Genomic DNA, 16,900 nt, shown 5'->3' on the forward strand with positions numbered 1-16,900 from the left:
GCTGACCTCTTGCATGCCATGCAAGCGCTCTCCCAGCTGAGCTATAGCCCCACACCAGTCGTGGCTTCTGCGTTACTGCAATCCCCCACAAGACGCTGCGAATTCTAGGGGGAGGTGCCAGTAGTGTCAACAGTTTTTTAGAACACCTTGATCGTTCGGATGTTTTTTAAACTAACTGCAAATTTGTTGGCCAATTCTCATGAAAAACACAGATGTGCCTGCATGCGTATTTGGTAAGAACAGCTGCTTACAGCCATAAAAAAACCCCGCTAAGCGGGGCTTTTTAGTGGGAAGGACTTACAGGTTGATGCCTTTTTTCGAGGCACGCTCTTTAATGTAAGACTCCCAAGCAGCTGCCTGACGGCCCAGCTTGGTATCAGACTTAACTTTTTGTACAGCCTGATAAGCTTCACGGAACTTATTCTGATAGAAATAAGCTTCAACCAGACTTAAGTACACTTGACCCTGGTTTTTCACTCCGGCATTGATGGCGTTATTTAACGCTGTCACTGCTTCAGAGTATTTTTCTGCCAGGATTAATGAAGAGCCCTGACGACGATAAGCATCCCCATCGTTGTCCAGTTTGGCTGATTCACCATAGTACTGTGCCGCTTTTACCATATCGCGTGAGTTCTGGAATGAACTGGCCATGCTGTTCAGGATATTCTTTTCCTTTTTGATCAGGCCTGACTTCACATGCTTTTCCAGAATACTGGCCGCTTTGTATGGAACGTTCGCATTGGCATACAACTGAGCTAACAGCTTGTATTCGTTTTCAGTTTCCAACATGCCTTGCTTGTTAGCCACTTCCAACGTTACCAATGCTTTTTCGTACTGCTCTTCCAGGCTGTAAAACTGAGCCAGGTATGTCCACCAGCGTTTTTCGCTTGGGAACAACTTGACGGTAGTTTCCAGCACTTCAATCGCTTTTTTGTTGTTCTTCAACTCATAATAAGCTGAGAACTTCAATGTATATGGACCGGCATTTGGCTTCGCAGGATCTTGCGCAGCAATCGCCAGATCAGCTGGCTCAATCACTTTGGCATACTGCTTGGTTTCCATATAAGCGCTGGCAATACGTAAGTAGACGTTGCCATCTTTTTCACCAGTAAAATCTAACCACTGGTTATAAGTTTTGATAGCCTGATTAAACTGCTTGTCGCTTAACTGCAAGTCCGCCAACAGGCGTAATGCAGCCGCATGATCAGTAAAACCCAGTACGTCAGGTGCGACGGCTTTCTGTAAGTAGCCAATCGCCTTTTTCTCATCTTTGGTCGCCCACATGTTACCAAGGAAACGATTCAGATAAGCCTGATCAAAGGTATTGCTGCTCTCAACACCGTTTAAGGCGGCGATAGCTTCATTCAGTTTTTCCTGGCCATAAAGCTCATAGGCTTTACCTATAGCCTTACCTACTTTTTCACCAACAGCCTGAGACTTTTGGTTCTTCCGGGCTTCAATTTTGGCAAAATCCGGAGCTGCAACAGCATAACTTCCGAAGGTGGTGATGCCAAAAGCGGTCATCACCACAAGAGCTGAAGCAATAGATGTTAATTTTTTCATCCGATTAACCTCCACTCTGATCTAAAGAGAAGTCCAACTGCACAACGATACCAGGCTGTTGAACCGCTTTACCGTTCACAACTTTCGGAGTGTACTTCCAGCGTTTCAGTGCACGGATCGCTTCACGGTCAAATACACGTTTCGGGTCAGCATCAACGACTTCAACTTCACCGACGCTACCATCCTCAAGAATGGTAAAACGCATTTTTACCCAGCCCTGAATACCGTCACGTGCAGCCTGCACAGGGTATTTAGGTTCGATACGAACAATCGGAGTCGCATCACCATCCCGCATCATTGCTGATGAAGGGTCACCTAAACCAGTGCTGGCACCACCAACATCCACTGAAGGCATGTTGAAGGCAATAGCACCACCAGTATTTGACTGGTTAGGTTCCGCTACCGGAGCCTTAGGTGGCTGCGGTGGTGGCGGTGGTGGCGGTGGCGGAACACGCTGCCGGGTCTGAGCTTTTGACTCAGGTGGCGTCGTGTTGATCTCAATAACGATTTGTTCCTTCTTTGCATTGGTGAACATATCATCCCCGCCGATCAGGAATGCCATCAATACGTACAGGAAAAACGTTATTACCGCACCAAGCACCAGTGATAGTAATAACCGTACCATATTAGTTCTCCGATGCTGCAATCGAGATCTTATCGATACCAGCCAGTTTAATCTGGTCCATCACAGAAACCACAACACCGTGTTTCGCTTCTTTGTCGGCCTGAATAATTACAGTATCGGTTGGTGACTCAGCTAACAGCTTTTCGATTGTTGCGCCTACGCGTTCAACGTCCACCGCACGTTTATCCAACCAGATTTCACCATTGGCCCGGATAGCAACGAAAATAGTTGCAGATGGCTTTTTAGTGGCCTGAGCGGCTTTTGGACGGTTTACGTCAATACCAGCTTCCTTAACGAAAGAAGTGGTTACGATAAAGAAGATCAGCATGATAAAAACAACGTCCAGCATGGGCGTTAAGTCAATCGCTGCTTCTTCGGCTTCACGTCTAGTTTTACGTGCCATAAATTACTCTCTATCAATGATGAGGCATGCTGTCCGCCAGCTCGTGAACGGCCGCGCGCACCTTACCTTCCAATTTAGACGTTACGAATACACCTGATAATGCAGCAACCATACCGGCCATTGTCGGAATTGTTGCCATTGAAATACCAGCTGCCATCAAACGTGGGTTACCAGTACCAACCATCGCCATAATTTCGAATACTGCAATCATCCCTGTTACGGTACCCAGCAACCCTACCATAGGGCAGACAGCTACCAGAGTCTTGATGACATTCATACGCAAATTTAGGTGGGTTTTGGCTTCTGATACCCAAGCGTCACGGATTTTGTGCGCATACCATGAGGTGGTATCTTCACGGGCATTCCAGTCAGCAATGATCTTGTCACGCATGGCCGGATACTCTCGTGCGATAAACCACCAACGCTCTATCATCAATACCCACATGATGAAGAGGACTGCGGCAACTACATAAAGAACGTCACCGCCGGTCGCGATAAAATCCCTGACAGATTCCCAAAGCTCTATCAGGCCATGCATTAAGCTTTCTCCTTCTCCGCATGAGCAGCGATGATACCAGCGCTTTGCTCATCCAGAATGTGCAGGATTGAGTTCGATTTGCTCTGTAACAGAGAGTGAATAAACAGCAACGGTAGCGCACAGACCAGACCCTGAACTGTAGTAACCAGCGCCATTGAAATCTGACCAGCCATGATTTTCGGGTCACCAGTACCGTGCAGAGTAATAACCTGGAACGCACCGATCATACCAATTACTGTACCCAACAGACCCAGCAGAGGACCTACAGCAGCAATCAGCTTGATGATAGCAATGCCTTTTTCGATAGACGGAGTTTCACGCATGATGGCTTCGTCCAGTTTCAGCTCCAGGTTTTCCACATCAACGTTTTTGTTGTCATGGTAAACTTTCAGGATACGGCCCAAAGCGTTATCCGCAGTTGGGTTGTTGACGTTTTTCAGCTGAGATTTGATTTTCGCGCCAGCAGCTGTCAGAGAAGCCCAACGGACAGCACCGATTAACAAACCGATAATCAGTAATACTGTGATGACATAACCTGGAGTACCACCTTGGTGGAACTGTTCTTCCAGAGTCGCTTCCTGAGTCTTCAGACGCAGTAAGTTACCACCAGTTGGGTCAATATATACTGGAGCAACAGTGCCTGCAGCGGCGTTTTTGAAGTTCAGTGCATCAGCAACAACATAAGACTCAGGTTGTTTCACCAGAGGTTGCATTTCTTTGGTATCTGCATTGTATACCAGGTAGCCAATGTCGGAGATCAGGTTGAATGCACCAACGCGAGTCACTTGAGCTGGGGCTGCATTGCCGTCCAGAGCCGTTACGCTGCCTTCGAACTTAGCAACTTTCGCTGATTCAGTCATTTCAGTCTGCAGAGCGATCCACAGTTCTTCCAGTTCAGAAATAGTTGGCAGTTCTTTCGCATCAGCCAGTTTCTTCAGCAGGTCTTCACGGCCTTTGTACTGAGCGCTGATGTTAGACGTAGCGATACCACCGATAGTTTCAGTAGCTGCACCACGAACGATACCGAACATTTCACCCAGCGTACCCTGAGCGTTTACCAGCTCCTGCTCTTTGGCAGCCAGCTTGGTTTCGTTGTCAGCAAAAGCTTTGGTCAGGTTACGGCCACGGGCTTCTTCTGCAGAGAATTCAGCTTTTGCTTTATTCAGCAGAGCTTGCTTGTCAGCGCGGTCAGACAGGAACTCTTGTTCACGTTGCTGGTTCATACGGCCTTCGGCGGTACGATCTTTTTTCACTTGTTCCAGCAGCTGATCCAGTTTTGCGGTGTCAGCAGCGGCAGTTAAGCACACGCCAGCAGACAAGGTTACTGCAGCAGCAACGATTAAACCTTTAAACACTTTCTTCATTTATTCTTACTCCGCTGCAATCACTGGAAGTTTTAACAGTTCTGGGGCAGCTTGTTTACCCGCTACACGAATTGCCTTTTTAGTGTAATCCAGATACTCAGGACCTAACTCTTCCCACTGACCAGATGTTTTGTTCCACATCCAGGCGTGTTTTTCGTCCAGAGACATGGCTAACAGCGCAACACGGCCAACATAAACGTAGTTTGCAGTGATTTCCTGACCGCCAGCATTCAGCTTGTCAGTGTAAGTAACCAGAGCTGTGCCCAGGTCTTTTTCGATTTGGTAAGCTTCCAATACCAGACGGTATTGCTCAGAAGTGTTGACAGATGAGTTTGCCATCACCGCACGCAGACGCTCAATGCGCTCTAAACGTTTGTTCAGATCGATTGGCATATCCGCTTTGATAAAGGCTTCCAATGTATCGATCATACGGTACATCAGAGGAACGATACCTTGCTTGGTGCCTTCGATAGTACCAATTTGTTTGTCCAGAGAAGCCAAAGAAGCATCCTGGTCAGCAACCAGACGGGCAACGTGGTCGTTGTACACTTTCAGGTTTTCAGTTTGTTCAACTAATTGACGGTACTCGGCCAGTAACTCCTGGCTTTGGTCAAAAATGTTGTTGATTTTTTCTTGAGACTGAACTGCAGCACGGATGTTTTGCTGACCGGCTTTGTGCAATTCCACCAGTGGATCTGCGGCGACTGAAGTGCTGGCCATTGCGAATGCTCCGAACAGAGCAGAGGCAACCAGACTCTTACGAATGTTATTGTTAGACATAGTTCCCAACCAATAATTGCTGATTAACGTAACCTGTTTTAGGAAGGTCATTTTTGTTACAAAATATGACCTGGTTAAAGGGTAAACCGCCCGCATCATTGCAGCAAAACCGCGGATTGTCAATATAACCAAGGCAATCCCCAGTGACAGTTTTGTTGCAACAAAAAGGCTGTTTTCCCCTTTGTTCGGACTTGGCAAAATGTCGCCATTATTCCATTAACGGCATACTAACCATTTTGCTTATTTTATGTTCTGAGCCAGCTGACCCGACTCATACATACTGACCATTTTTTCCAAAGAAATGGCTTTAATTTTTGACGCGTGACCGGCGGTACCAAACGCCTGATAACGGTCTTTACAAATATCAGCCATGGCTTTGACTGATTCCTGCAAATATTTACGCGGGTCAAACTCTGCCGGGTGTTGCGCCATAAAACGGCGAATCGCCCCCGTCGACGCTAAACGCAAGTCCGTATCGATGTTAATTTTACGGACACCGTGTTTGATCCCTTCCTGAATTTGTTCCACCGGAACCCCGTAAGTTTCCGGAATAGCACCACCATATTCATTGATAATGGCCAGCCAGTCCTGTGGCACCGAAGACGAACCGTGCATCACCAAATGTGTATTAGGAATACGGGCGTGGATCTCTTTGATCCGGTCAATCGCCAGAATATCCCCTGTCGGCGGCCGGCTGAACTTATAAGCGCCGTGTGAGGTACCACAAGCAATAGCTAAGGCATCAACTCCCGTTGCCTTCACAAACTGCGCCGCTTCTTCCGGATCGGTCAGCATTTGGTCATGGCTCAGCACGCAGTCAGCACCAATACCATCTTCTTCACCGGCAGCACCGGTTTCCAGTGAGCCCAGACAGCCTAATTCGCCTTCCACAGACACACCACAGGCGTGCGCCATTTCTACAACACGGCGGGTTACATCCACGTTGTAGGCATAATCAGCCGGCGTTTTGCCATCTTCCCGCAGCGAACCGTCCATCATCACTGAGGAAAAGCCGAGTTGCATGGCGCGTTGACATACTGCTGGCGACGTTCCGTGATCCTGGTGCATCACCACCGGGATATGTGGGAACTCCTCCACTGCAGCCAGGATCAGATGACGCAAAAATGGCGCTCCGGCATATTTACGGGCGCCGGCAGATGCCTGCACTATGACCGGACTGTCTGTCGCGTCGGCGGCCAGCATAATGGCGCGCATCTGCTCGAGATTGTTCACGTTAAAAGCCGGCACCGCGTAACCATATTCGGCCGCATGGTCCAGCATTTGACGCATGGAGATCAGAGCCATAAATCCTCTCTTGTTTTGTAGGGTAAGGGTTAAGGTATGGCAGAGTCCGGCGTCATCTTCAGATGATCAAGTTATACCCGGACCTGGCTGCCGATAATGTTAATTATTGTTTTGCTCGTTGTTCCAGTATCTCTACTGCGGGTAGTGTCTTCCCTTCAAGGAATTCAAGGAAGGCCCCTCCCCCTGTAGAGATATATGAAATTTTTTCAGCTACTTCATATTTATCAATTGCCGCCAGCGTGTCACCACCACCGGCAATGGAAAACGCATCACTGTGTGCAATAGCTTCGGACAACGCCTTGGTGCCTGCTTCAAAGCTGGCAAACTCAAACACACCGACTGGACCATTCCACACAATGGTACCTGCATTTTTTAAGATATCGACCAGCGCTCTGGTGCTGTCAGGGCCTATATCAAACACCATATCGTCCGCGTCAATGGCTGATACCGCTTTGGTCGTCGCTGGCGTGTCTTCTGCAAACGCTTTGCCTGTCACCACATCGGTTGGCACCGGAATAAAACCACCACGCGCTTCGGCCTGCGCCATTAAACGTTTGGCTTCTGGAATTAAGTCCACTTCAACCAGTGACTTCCCTACATTATGACCTTGAGCAGCAATAAAAGTATTGGCGATACCCCCGCCAACAATCAGCTGATCAACAATACCTGACAAGGAATCCAGCACTGTCAGTTTAGTCGATACCTTAGAACCACCAACAATAGCCACTAAAGGGCGTTTTGGGTTTTTCAGCGCTGCGGCCAGAGCGTCCAGTTCAGCCGCCAGCAACGGACCTGCACAGGCGACAGGCGCAAACTTAGCCACACCATGAGTGGTAGCCTGTGCCCGGTGCGCAGTGCCAAAGGCATCCATCACAAAAATGTCACACAAAGCAGCCAGTTGTTTTGACAGTGTTTCGTCGTTTTTGCCTTCACCTTTGTTAAAGCGCACATTTTCAAACACCACCACTTCACCGGCCTTGACCTCAACGCCGTTGAGATAATCCTTCACCAGGCGGACTGGCACAGAAAGCGCCTGATTCAGATAGTCCACCACAGGCGCCATGGAGAATTCCTCGGCGTACACGCCTTCATCCGGCCGTCCCAGGTGTGAGCACACCATCACCCTGGCACCTTTTTGCAATGCCAGTTCAATGCTGGGGATGGCGGCCTTCAGACGAGCATCTGAACTGACTTTGCCATTTTTAACCGGCACATTCAGATCTTCACGGATCAGCACCCTTTTTCCCTGTAAATCCAAATCGGCCATTTTAATTACGGACATAGACGAACTCCTGTGATTTGAACTCTGTTGTCGTTAACTGTTCATCATGGCTCTGGCGGTGTCGATCATCCGGTTGGCAAAGCCCCACTCGTTGTCACACCAGACCAGACATTTGACTAATTTTTTATGACTGACCCGGGTCTGCGAGCCATCAACAATGCAGGAATGTGGGTCGTGGTTAAAATCAACCGAAACTAAAGGCTCTTCGGTGTAATCCAGGATCCCCTGCAGACTGCTGAGACTGGCTTGTTGGAGCACCTGATTTACCTGCCCTATATCCACATCCTTATGCAAGGTCACACTTAAGTCCATCGCGGTCACGTTCACCGTTGGCACCCGGACGGCAATGGCTTCAAAACGTCCGGCCAGATGCGGCAGTATGCGTTCAATACCACGCGCCAATTTGGTATCGACCGGGATAATAGACTGACTGGCGGCACGGGTGCGGCGTAAATCGCTGTGATAAGCGTCAATCACCTGTTGGTCATGCATCGACGCATGAATAGTGGTGATAGTGCCACTTTCCACCCCAAAGGCATCATCCAGCACTTGCAGCACAGGCACAATACAATTGGTGGTGCAGCTGCCTGCAGAGACAACTGTCATGCTGTCATTCAGCAGATGTTGATTGATCCCATAAATGACAGTGGCGTCGATATCGGCTGTGGCCGGGTTCGAAAACAGCACCTTTTTAGCGCCTGCCGCCAGATGCAACAAGGCGTCATCACGGCTGTGAAAAACCCCCGTGCATTCCAGTACCACATCAATATTAAGCTCGGCCCAAGGCAGTTGAGCAGGATCGGCCTCGGCAAAGAGCCGGATGCTGTGGCCATCCACTTTCAGACTGGTACCGTCCAGTTCCACCTTGTGGGCAAAACGGCCATGTGAGGTATCGTATTTCAGTAAATGCGCTATGCCTCTGGCATCGGCCAGTTCATTCACGGCAACCACCTGCACCCACTGCTGCTGACCACTTTCATAAAGTGCGCGCAGAATATTACGACCGATACGGCCAAAGCCATTAATAGCAACCCGAATTGTCATGCTGGAAAAACCGGCTCCTCAACTATACAAAAGGGGCACGCATGCCCCCTTACACCAGCCCTCAGGCCAGAAGTTCTTCAGCAGCGGCTACAACAGCCGCCGTCGTAATACCAAAGTATTCAAACAACTGTTCAGCCGGTGCAGATTCACCGAAACTGTCCATGCCAATGACTTTGCCTGTCAGTCCCACATACTTGTACCAGCTGTCTTTGATACCCGCTTCCACCGCCACACGTTTCGTGACGGCTGCAGGTAACACAGCTTCACGGTACGCAGCATCCTGAGCTTCAAACACGTCCGTTGATGGCATAGACACCACCCGCACCTGGTGGCCTTTGGCCGCCAGTTGTTTTTGCGCCTGCACTGCCAGTTCCACTTCTGAACCTGTCGCAATCAGCACCAGCTCTGGCGCTTTTTCGCAGTCCACCAGCACATAGCCACCTTTTCGCACAGCCGTCAGCTGCTCCGCAGTGCGAGGCTGCTGCACCAGATTCTGCCGGGTGAAGATCAGAGTGCTAGGCCCTTCAGTGCGCTCAATGGCGGCCTGCCAGGCCACGGCGGATTCGACTGCATCACAAGGACGCCAGTTCATCAGGTTCGGGGTCACCCGCAGTGACGCCAGCTGTTCAACCGGCTGGTGGGTCGGACCATCTTCCCCCAGACCAATGGAGTCGTGGGTGTAAACAAAAATAACCCGCTGTTTCATCAGGGCAGCCATGCGCACCGCGTTGCGGGCATATTCCATAAACATCAGAAAGGTGGCGCCATAAGGAATAAAACCACCGTGCAGGGCAATACCGTTCATAATGGCCGACATACCAAATTCGCGTACGCCGTAGAATACGTAGTTGCCACTGGCATCGTCTTTGGTTAAACCTTTGGAGCCGGACCAGATCGTCAGGTTAGAGCCCGCCAGGTCAGCCGAGCCGCCCATAAATTCCGGTAATAAAGGACCAAAGGCATTTAATGCATTTTGGGAGGCTTTACGGCTGGCAATGGTCTGAGGGTTCGCCTGCAACTGTTCAATATAAGCCTGAGACTTTTCAGCCCAATCAGCGGGCAACTCACCCGCAGTGCGGCGCTTCAGTTCAGCCGCCAGCTCTGGGTAGGCTTCGGCATAAGCGGCAAATTTGGCGTTCCAGCTTTGCTGGGCTGCCGCACCTTTGGTTTTGCCATCCCAGTGCGCATAAATCTCTGCCGGGATTTCAAATGGTGCGTATGGCCACTGCAAAAACTCGCGAGACGCGGCAATTTCGGCATCCCCCAGCGGGGCGCCGTGGCAGTCATGGGAACCGGATTTGTTTGGTGAGCCATAACCGATAATGGTTTTGCAGCAGATCAGTGTCGGTTTGTCTGTGACCTGACGTGCTTGTTCAATGGCAGCAGCCACCGCATCGGCGTTGTGGCCATCGACAGCCGGGATCACATGCCAGCCATAGGCTTCAAAACGAGCTGGCGTGTTGTCGGTAAACCAACCTTCAACATGACCGTCAATAGAAATACCATTGTCGTCCCAAAAGGCGATCAGCTTACCCAGTCCTAAGGTGCCGGCTAAGGAACAGGCTTCATGCGACACCCCTTCCATCAGACAGCCGTCACCCAAAAAGGCATAGGTGTAGTGGTCAACAATGGCATGACCGTCGCGGTTAAACTGAGCGGCCAGCGCTTTTTCAGCGATCGCCATGCCCACCGCATTGGTAATACCCTGCCCTAACGGACCTGTCGTCGTTTCCACACCTGGTGCATACCCATACTCCGGGTGACCCGGTGTTCTGGAGTGCAACTGACGGAATTGTTTTAAATCATCAATTGACAGCTCGTAACCTGATAAATGCAGCAGGGAATACAACAACATGGAACCATGGCCATTGGACAAAACAAAGCGGTCACGGTTTGGCCAGCTGGGGTCTTGTGGGTTATGTACCAGATAATCCCGCCATAACACTTCGGCAATGTCGGCCATGCCCATAGGGGCGCCCGGGTGACCTGATTTCGCTTTTTGTACTGCGTCCATACTCAAAGCACGAATGGCATTGGCCAGTTGTTTGCGAGACGGCATCTTCTCTCCTGCTATCTTATCTGTGTTCACTTTGATCCAAGGGGGCTGAAATTCATATAAAAATTGTACTGCTCTGTAAAAGCGATCTGAGTGTGCACTGGCAGTTTGATGGGTTCATTTCTGTTTTTTTATATGACTTCTGTTTTTTTACATGGAAGCCCAAAGCTGGCGGTATTTTCACAGAGCCACTTCCAAAGCGCAAATATAAATCCCCGCGCAACTGGAGTTTTCCAGCCTGAAGGCGATATAAAGAGACATTTAGCATGAAAGACGTCCGGGCGGCAAAAAAAGCTAGAATTCAGCTTGCGCTTTCTCTAGAATAGCCGCCCCAAAATACAGCGCCCTGGCGCATTAACAACCAACATGTGGAAAACGTAAATGGCACAACACATTTTTACCTCTGAATCTGTTTCTGAAGGACATCCGGATAAAATTGCCGATCAAATTTCTGACGCGGTACTGGATGCAATTCTGGAGCAAGATCCAAAAGCCCGTGTTGCCTGCGAATCTTTCGTCAAGACAGGCATGGTGTTAGTGGGTGGTGAAATTACCACATCCGCCTGGGTTGATATTGAAGAGCTGACCCGCAGCACCATTCGTGACATCGGCTATGTTCACTCCGATATGGGCTTTGACGCCAACTCCTGCGCAGTATTGAGCGCCATCGGTAAACAGTCTCCGGACATTAACCAGGGTGTCGATAAAAAAGACCCACGTGAACAAGGTGCTGGCGACCAGGGGCTGATGTTCGGTTACGCCAGTAACGAAACGGACGTGTTAATGCCAGCTCCTATTACCTATTCTCACCGTCTGGTGCAGCAACAGGCCAAAGTGCGTAAAGACGGCACCCTGCCTTGGTTGCGTCCGGACGCGAAATCACAGCTGAGCTTTGTCTACGAAGATGGCAAGCCAGTCGGTATTGATGCGGTGGTCCTGTCCACTCAGCACTGCGACACCATCTCAACGGCCGACCTGCGTGAAGCTGTGATGGAACACATTATCAAGCCGGTACTGCCAGCTGAATGGCTGACCAGCAACACCAAGTATTTTATTAACCCGACTGGCCGTTTTGTCATTGGTGGTCCTATGGGTGACTGTGGCCTGACCGGTCGTAAAATCATCGTCGACACCTACGGTGGTATGGCCCGTCACGGTGGCGGTGCATTTTCTGGCAAAGACCCGTCAAAAGTGGACCGCTCTGCTGCTTACGCCGCCCGTTATGTGGCGAAAAACATTGTGGCCGCAGGCCTGGCAGACCGCTGTGAAATTCAGGTGTCTTATGCCATTGGTGTGGCAGACCCAACCTCCATCAGTGTGGAAACTTTCGGCACCAGCGCACTGAGTGAAGAGCAACTGATTGCATTAGTGCGTCGTCATTTCGACCTGCGCCCTTATGGCCTGATTGAAATGCTGGACCTGGAGCGCCCCATCTACAAAGGCACCGCAGCTTACGGTCACTTTGGCCGTAATGAGTTCCCGTGGGAGCAAACCAATAAAGCGGACGCATTACGCGCCGACGCCGGTCTGTAATAGCACCGCCATCAATCTAAAAGGGAGCTTCGGCTCCCTTTTTTTTTCTGCGGTGCCATCGGTGATCTGTAGTGAAACTTCACCGATAGTTGCGTTCGAACCTCAGGTGGGGGTAAATATCGGCCTTATAATTCATTGATTTTGAATAAAATCACCTTACGCCTTTCTATCCCAATAACAACTCAGGATCAGCTAAGCGCAACCACACGTCGCTGCATTTGCACCAGGGTAATCAGATAGCAAGTCACCGTGACTAAAGCTGCTGCCGTAATTGAATTCAGCGGCAACCATAAAAACGCAGCAAAAAGGCCAAAAGCGCGCATAAATAAATGCTGCAAACCCAAACTGTGCTGAATAATCCAGCCGTATAAAGGCCAGTGAATAGCTAAGCCTAAGGCGAGACTATAAGGCACAAGTTTCGGCTGAACGAACAGCAAGATGATATGCAACACCCAGAGTGAGTTCGCCATAATGACTCCGGTTAACATCAGCTTGCCTAAACTGTGGCCTTTCATAAAAAAGTCTTCATCACGCAATTTGGCAAATAACAACGCCAGCGGAAAAATACAACCCGAGCCAAATAACATCACCAGTAGGGTGGTATTAAAAGGTGAAACAAAACTCAGACCCAGGACTACAGACCAAAACAGGGTACCAGCCAGCGGCATCGACATAGAACGGTTTGTTCTTTGTTCAAAGCTTTGCCGCAGTTGGCTTAAAGTTAATTCCATCACACACTCCGTTGTTTAAAATTATGTAAAGATAATAGTGAGTAGCTATCCCACAATCAAAGCTTAAATGATTGATTTACAGGGAACAATCAACTACCAAGTTTGCACCAGGATCAAATGGCCACACAATGGGAAAAACAGGTGATGCAGGTTTTAGCCTGAAAAGTTGGAATGAGCCTAACCACAACTCAGATTACCAACATCCGTCTATTTACCTGTGCCCAACAACTGGTTAAGGTAACATCTGCATTGATAACAACAAGTTGCTTGTGGCAATAACAAATGGAGATCGCCTGTGACCACAGAATCCACAGCGGCCAGCAACAGCTGGCTGAACCGAAGTCTGAATGCAATAGAACGTATTGGTAACAAACTGCCGGATCCGGCCATCTTATTTGCACTGTTAATGGCCTTGGTGTGGCTGCTGTCCTGGGTTTTGTCTGGCGTTGAATTTACAGACATTGATCCGCGCACAGGCCAGGCGTTTCAAATTAACAATTTGCTGGCGGCCTCCTCCCTCACAGAATTTATGGCCAAAATGGTGGCCACCTTTGTCAATTTTCCGCCTTTGGGTGTGGTGCTGGTCGCCATGTTGGGTTTAGGCGTGGCCGAATACACCGGCTTTATCAATGCTGCCCTGCGTGGCATTCTGGCCATCACCTCCCGCCATTTACTGACCCCGGTGCTGATTGCGGTCGGCATATTAAGCCATGTGGCGGTGGATGCAGGTTATGTTTTGGTGATCCCGCTGGGGGCGGTGATTTTTTATGCCGCTGGCCGACACCCATTGGCGGGTATTGCCGCCGCTTTTGCCGGTGTGTCCGGCGGTTTTGCGGCCACCTTATTTGTGCCTTCCAGTCTGGATCCGCTGCTGGCAGGTCTGACACAGGCCTCTGCCCGCTTATCCGCCGATCCGGCCGCAGCGAGTCTGGTAATTAACCCGCTGAATAACTACTACTTTACCACAGCCTCTGTGTTGGTGATTGTACTGCTGGGTTGGTTTTTAACAGATAAAGTGGTCGAACCCCGTCTGCAGACAACACCGGTGGATGGTGATAAAGAGCAGTTACCGACCATGGACCCTTTAACGGCACAGGAACGCAAAGGTCTGCGTTTTGCGCTGTTGTCGATGCTACTGGCAATCGCCGCACTGGTACTGACAGCACTGCCCGCCGATTCAGCCTGGCGTGGTGCCAATGGCGATCTGACCGCCGCATCGGCCCCGTTAATGCAATCTATAGTCGGGCTTATTTTTGTGTTCTTTTTGCTGCCTGGCATAGTCTATGGTTATGTGTCCGGAAAAGTCCGCAGTCACAGAGACGTGGTACAGGGCATGACCAAAGCCATGAGCGGTATGGGCTATTACATCGTGATGGCTTTTTTCTGTGCTCAGTTTATTTATGCCTTTGGTCAGTCGAACCTGGGCGCGTTAATGGCAATTAAAGGAGCCAATTTCCTGCAGCAAATGGCCTTCCCTATGGCGGTTAATCTGATAGGTCTGGTGCTGCTTACCGCCGTAGTCAACCTGTTAATTGGTTCGTCCTCCGCCAAATGGGCGCTGATTGGCGCAGTGTTAGTGCCGATGCTGATGCAGCTGGGGGTGTCGCCCGACCTGACTCAGGCCGCATACCGGGTGGGTGATTCTTCCACCAATATCATCACCCCACTGATGCCGTATTTTCCGCTGATCGTGGTGTTTTGTCAGAAGTACGTCAAATCAACCGGCATTGGCACCCTGGTGGCCTTGATGTTGCCTTATTCAGTCACCTTTCTGATTTGCTGGACCGCCTTCTTAATTCTGTACTGGAGTCTGGGCCTGCCTTTAGGTATTGGTTCCAGCTACCTCTACCCTGCACTTTAATGGCTAATTCGCCAGCAGCCGATGCTGCTGGCGTGTTCAATTGCCCGGCACACTGTTACCATAAGACATTCCCGTTGTTGGCCGGAACCCTGATGCGTACACCTCGAATTTATCACCCACACCCAATCCAGTCAGAGACTGAGTTCGCCTTATCTGAAGACGGCAGTAATCATATAGGCCGGGTACTGCGAATGAGCGCAGAGCAGGCATTGCAGTTGTTTAACGGCGATGGCCAAAACTATGACTGCACCATCAGCCGTGTCGAAAAAAAAGCCGTGTATGTGCGCTGTACAACCCAAAAAGCCAATCCGGTTGAATCCCCCCTGTCTTTGCATTTAGGCCAGGGTATATCCAGAGGCGATCGGATGGATTTTGTTATTCAAAAAGCCGTAGAGCTGGGTGTGACCGAAATTACCCCGCTGTTTACCGAACGTTGCGGCGTCAAACTGGATGGCGAGCGGCTGGATAAACGCACTGAACAGTGGCAAAAAATCGCTATTTCCGCCTGTGAGCAAAGTGGCCGCAGTGTGGTGCCGGTGATCCACCGCGCGGTGCCACTCAGAGACTGGCTGGGCCAGAGCACAAAAGATTTAAAGCTGACCTTGGATCCCTGGACCGATGCCACCATTAAAACCATCAGCGGCAGCACAACAATCCGGCTGGTGATTGGCCCGGAAGGCGGTTTTAGTGAACTTGAAGTTATACAAACCCAACAAGCGGGCTTTCTGCCTGTGCGCTTAGGCCCCAGAGTATTACGTACCGAAACGGCCGCCTTAACCGCCATTAGCGCGCTGCAATTGCAATTTGGTGATCTGGCCTGAATTTGGCCTCCCAGAGAACAAGGAACAAAGAATGATCAAACTCGGTATTGTGATGGACCCCATCAGCGCCATCAATATTAAAAAAGACTCCAGCTTCGCCATGTTGCTGCAGGCGCAAAGCCGTGGTTATCAGCTGCATTATATGGAAATGGCCGATCTGTATTTACTCGAAGGCCAGGCCCGCGCCCGCACCCGGCTGTTATCGGTGCAACAAAACAGCGAACACTGGTACGATTTTGGCGGCAGTCAGGATATCGCCTTAAGTGACCTGGATGTGATCCTGATGCGCAAAGACCCGCCCTTTGACACCGAATTTATTTACGCGACTTATATTCTCGAGCGGGCTGAAGACGAAGGCACTTTGATTGTCAACAAACCACAAAGCCTGCGGGATGCCAACGAAAAGCTGTACACCAGCTGGTTTGCAAAGTGGACGCCAAAGACGTTGGTTACCCGCGATGCAGCCCGCTTAAAAGCTTTTTACCAGCAAGAGCAGGATGTGATTTTAAAACCGCTGGATGGCATGGGTGGCGCCTCGATTTTCCGCTTACAACCCAACGACGCCAATGTCAGCGTGATTATTGAAACCCTGACGGAACACGGCAGCCGCTATGCCATGGCGCAACGTTATATTCCCCAAATTACCGAAGGCGACAAACGGGTGTTAGTGGTTAATGGTGAGCCTGTGCCTTATTGCCTGGCCCGTATTCCAGCCAGTGGCGAGACCCGCGGTAATCTGGCGGCGGGAGGCCGTGGTGAAGCCCGGCCTTTAACCGACGCGGATTGGGCCATAGCACGGGCCGTTGGTCCCACACTGAAAGCCAAAGGGCTCATTTTTGTCGGGCTGGATATTATCGGTGACAAACTGACCGAAATTAACGTCACCAGCCCCACTTGTATCCGCGAAATTGAAGCGGCGTTCCCGGTCAGTATCACTGGCATGCTATTTGACCAGATTGAGCTACTGTTAAGCCAGCAAGTTCAACATTAAGTC

15 protein-coding genes are annotated in these 16,900 nt (G+C 50.2%); 4 read left to right on the plus strand and 11 right to left on the minus strand.

Going from position 1 to position 16,900, the window contains the following annotated elements:
* Positions 1 to 297 precede the first annotated feature (297 nt).
* The 10 genes from WKJ04_RS01985 to tkt all read right to left on the minus strand — a co-directional run bounded on the left by WKJ04_RS01985 (position 298) and on the right by tkt (position 10,963).
* Positions 298 to 1,563, minus strand: coding sequence for a tetratricopeptide repeat protein (locus tag WKJ04_RS01985; protein ID WP_337878869.1), 1,266 nt, complete (start codon positions 1,561 to 1,563; stop codon positions 298 to 300).
* Between the two features lie 4 nt (positions 1,564 to 1,567).
* A complete protein-coding gene (locus WKJ04_RS01990; protein ID WP_337840901.1) occupies positions 1,568 to 2,188 on the minus strand; it encodes an energy transducer TonB in 621 nt (206 codons plus the stop codon).
* Position 2,189: 1 nt separating this feature from the next.
* Positions 2,190 to 2,591 carry a biopolymer transporter ExbD gene (locus tag WKJ04_RS01995; protein ID WP_337878870.1) on the minus strand — a complete coding sequence of 134 codons (402 nt, stop codon included), beginning with the start codon at positions 2,589 to 2,591 and terminating at the stop codon, positions 2,190 to 2,192.
* Between the two features lie 13 nt (positions 2,592 to 2,604).
* The gene (locus tag WKJ04_RS02000) at positions 2,605 to 3,129 is read right to left on the minus strand and encodes a MotA/TolQ/ExbB proton channel family protein (RefSeq protein ID WP_337878871.1); all 525 of its coding nucleotides are present in this window, start codon (positions 3,127 to 3,129) and stop codon (positions 2,605 to 2,607) included.
* The gene (locus WKJ04_RS02005; protein WP_337878872.1) at positions 3,129 to 4,493 is read right to left on the minus strand and encodes a MotA/TolQ/ExbB proton channel family protein; all 1,365 of its coding nucleotides are present in this window, start codon (positions 4,491 to 4,493) and stop codon (positions 3,129 to 3,131) included. Before WKJ04_RS02005 ends, WKJ04_RS02000 begins: the two co-directional genes overlap by 1 nt.
* Positions 4,494 to 4,499: 6 nt before the next feature.
* Positions 4,500 to 5,471 (minus strand): DUF3450 domain-containing protein, encoded by a 972-nt coding sequence (locus WKJ04_RS02010; RefSeq protein ID WP_337878873.1) that lies wholly within the window; start codon positions 5,469 to 5,471, stop codon positions 4,500 to 4,502.
* Positions 5,472 to 5,513: 42 nt separating this feature from the next.
* A complete protein-coding gene (fba, locus tag WKJ04_RS02015; protein WP_337878874.1) occupies positions 5,514 to 6,578 on the minus strand; it encodes a class II fructose-bisphosphate aldolase in 1,065 nt (354 codons plus the stop codon).
* 103 nt (positions 6,579 to 6,681) lie between these two features.
* Positions 6,682 to 7,860: a phosphoglycerate kinase gene (locus WKJ04_RS02020; protein ID WP_337878875.1), complete on the minus strand. Its 1,179-nt coding sequence runs from the start codon at positions 7,858 to 7,860 to the stop codon at positions 6,682 to 6,684.
* 33 nt (positions 7,861 to 7,893) lie between these two features.
* Complete coding sequence (epd, locus tag WKJ04_RS02025; protein ID WP_337878876.1) at positions 7,894 to 8,904, minus strand: erythrose-4-phosphate dehydrogenase; 1,011 nt, start codon at positions 8,902 to 8,904, stop codon at positions 7,894 to 7,896.
* Positions 8,905 to 8,965: 61 nt separating this feature from the next.
* Complete coding sequence (gene tkt, locus WKJ04_RS02030) at positions 8,966 to 10,963, minus strand: transketolase (RefSeq protein ID WP_337878877.1); 1,998 nt, start codon at positions 10,961 to 10,963, stop codon at positions 8,966 to 8,968.
* Between the two features lie 378 nt (positions 10,964 to 11,341).
* Between tkt and metK the strand changes: the two genes are divergently transcribed.
* Positions 11,342 to 12,493 carry a methionine adenosyltransferase gene (gene metK, locus WKJ04_RS02035; protein WP_337878878.1) on the plus strand — a complete coding sequence of 384 codons (1,152 nt, stop codon included), beginning with the start codon at positions 11,342 to 11,344 and terminating at the stop codon, positions 12,491 to 12,493.
* A 188-nt stretch (positions 12,494 to 12,681) separates the two neighbouring features.
* Here metK and WKJ04_RS02040 read toward each other — a convergent pair whose 3' ends face one another.
* Positions 12,682 to 13,224, minus strand: coding sequence for a hypothetical protein (locus WKJ04_RS02040; protein ID WP_337878879.1), 543 nt, complete (start codon positions 13,222 to 13,224; stop codon positions 12,682 to 12,684).
* A gap of 295 nt (positions 13,225 to 13,519) precedes the next feature.
* On the opposite strand from WKJ04_RS02040, the gene WKJ04_RS02045 reads away from it, so the two are divergent.
* The 3 genes from WKJ04_RS02045 to gshB all read left to right on the plus strand — a co-directional run bounded on the left by WKJ04_RS02045 (position 13,520) and on the right by gshB (position 16,897).
* Positions 13,520 to 15,085, plus strand: a complete 1,566-nt coding sequence (locus WKJ04_RS02045; RefSeq protein ID WP_337878880.1) for an AbgT family transporter — start codon at positions 13,520 to 13,522, stop codon at positions 15,083 to 15,085.
* Between the two features lie 92 nt (positions 15,086 to 15,177).
* A complete protein-coding gene (gene rsmE, locus WKJ04_RS02050) occupies positions 15,178 to 15,906 on the plus strand; it encodes a 16S rRNA (uracil(1498)-N(3))-methyltransferase (RefSeq protein WP_337878881.1) in 729 nt (242 codons plus the stop codon).
* A gap of 31 nt (positions 15,907 to 15,937) precedes the next feature.
* Complete coding sequence (gene gshB / locus WKJ04_RS02055; RefSeq protein WP_337878882.1) at positions 15,938 to 16,897, plus strand: glutathione synthase; 960 nt, start codon at positions 15,938 to 15,940, stop codon at positions 16,895 to 16,897.
* The last annotated feature ends 3 nt before the right edge of the window (positions 16,898 to 16,900 follow it).

It is taken from the genome of Rheinheimera sp. (genome assembly GCF_037442345.1).
In the GTDB taxonomy this organism is placed as follows: domain Bacteria; phylum Pseudomonadota; class Gammaproteobacteria; order Enterobacterales; family Alteromonadaceae; genus Pararheinheimera.

What these genes read in the sequence shown, in the direction of transcription:
- WKJ04_RS01985 (WP_337878869.1), bottom strand. Translation starts at nt 1,563, where the DNA reads ATGAAAAAATTAACATCTATTGCTTCAGCTCTTGTGGTGATGACCGCT.
- WKJ04_RS01990 (WP_337840901.1), bottom strand. Translation starts at nt 2,188, where the DNA reads ATGGTACGGTTATTACTATCACTGGTGCTTGGTGCGGTAATAACGTTT.
- WKJ04_RS01995 (WP_337878870.1), bottom strand. Translation starts at nt 2,591, where the DNA reads ATGGCACGTAAAACTAGACGTGAAGCCGAAGAAGCAGCGATTGACTTA.
- WKJ04_RS02000 (WP_337878871.1), bottom strand. Translation starts at nt 3,129, where the DNA reads ATGCATGGCCTGATAGAGCTTTGGGAATCTGTCAGGGATTTTATCGCG.
- WKJ04_RS02005 (WP_337878872.1), bottom strand. Translation starts at nt 4,493, where the DNA reads ATGAAGAAAGTGTTTAAAGGTTTAATCGTTGCTGCTGCAGTAACCTTG.
- fba (WP_337878874.1), bottom strand. Translation starts at nt 6,578, where the DNA reads ATGGCTCTGATCTCCATGCGTCAAATGCTGGACCATGCGGCCGAATAT.
- WKJ04_RS02020 (WP_337878875.1), bottom strand. Translation starts at nt 7,860, where the DNA reads ATGTCCGTAATTAAAATGGCCGATTTGGATTTACAGGGAAAAAGGGTG.
- epd (WP_337878876.1), bottom strand. Translation starts at nt 8,904, where the DNA reads ATGACAATTCGGGTTGCTATTAATGGCTTTGGCCGTATCGGTCGTAAT.
- tkt (WP_337878877.1), bottom strand. Translation starts at nt 10,963, where the DNA reads ATGCCGTCTCGCAAACAACTGGCCAATGCCATTCGTGCTTTGAGTATG.
- metK (WP_337878878.1), top strand. Translation starts at nt 11,342, where the DNA reads ATGGCACAACACATTTTTACCTCTGAATCTGTTTCTGAAGGACATCCG.
- WKJ04_RS02040 (WP_337878879.1), bottom strand. Translation starts at nt 13,224, where the DNA reads ATGGAATTAACTTTAAGCCAACTGCGGCAAAGCTTTGAACAAAGAACA.
- rsmE (WP_337878881.1), top strand. Translation starts at nt 15,178, where the DNA reads ATGCGTACACCTCGAATTTATCACCCACACCCAATCCAGTCAGAGACT.
- gshB (WP_337878882.1), top strand. Translation starts at nt 15,938, where the DNA reads ATGATCAAACTCGGTATTGTGATGGACCCCATCAGCGCCATCAATATT.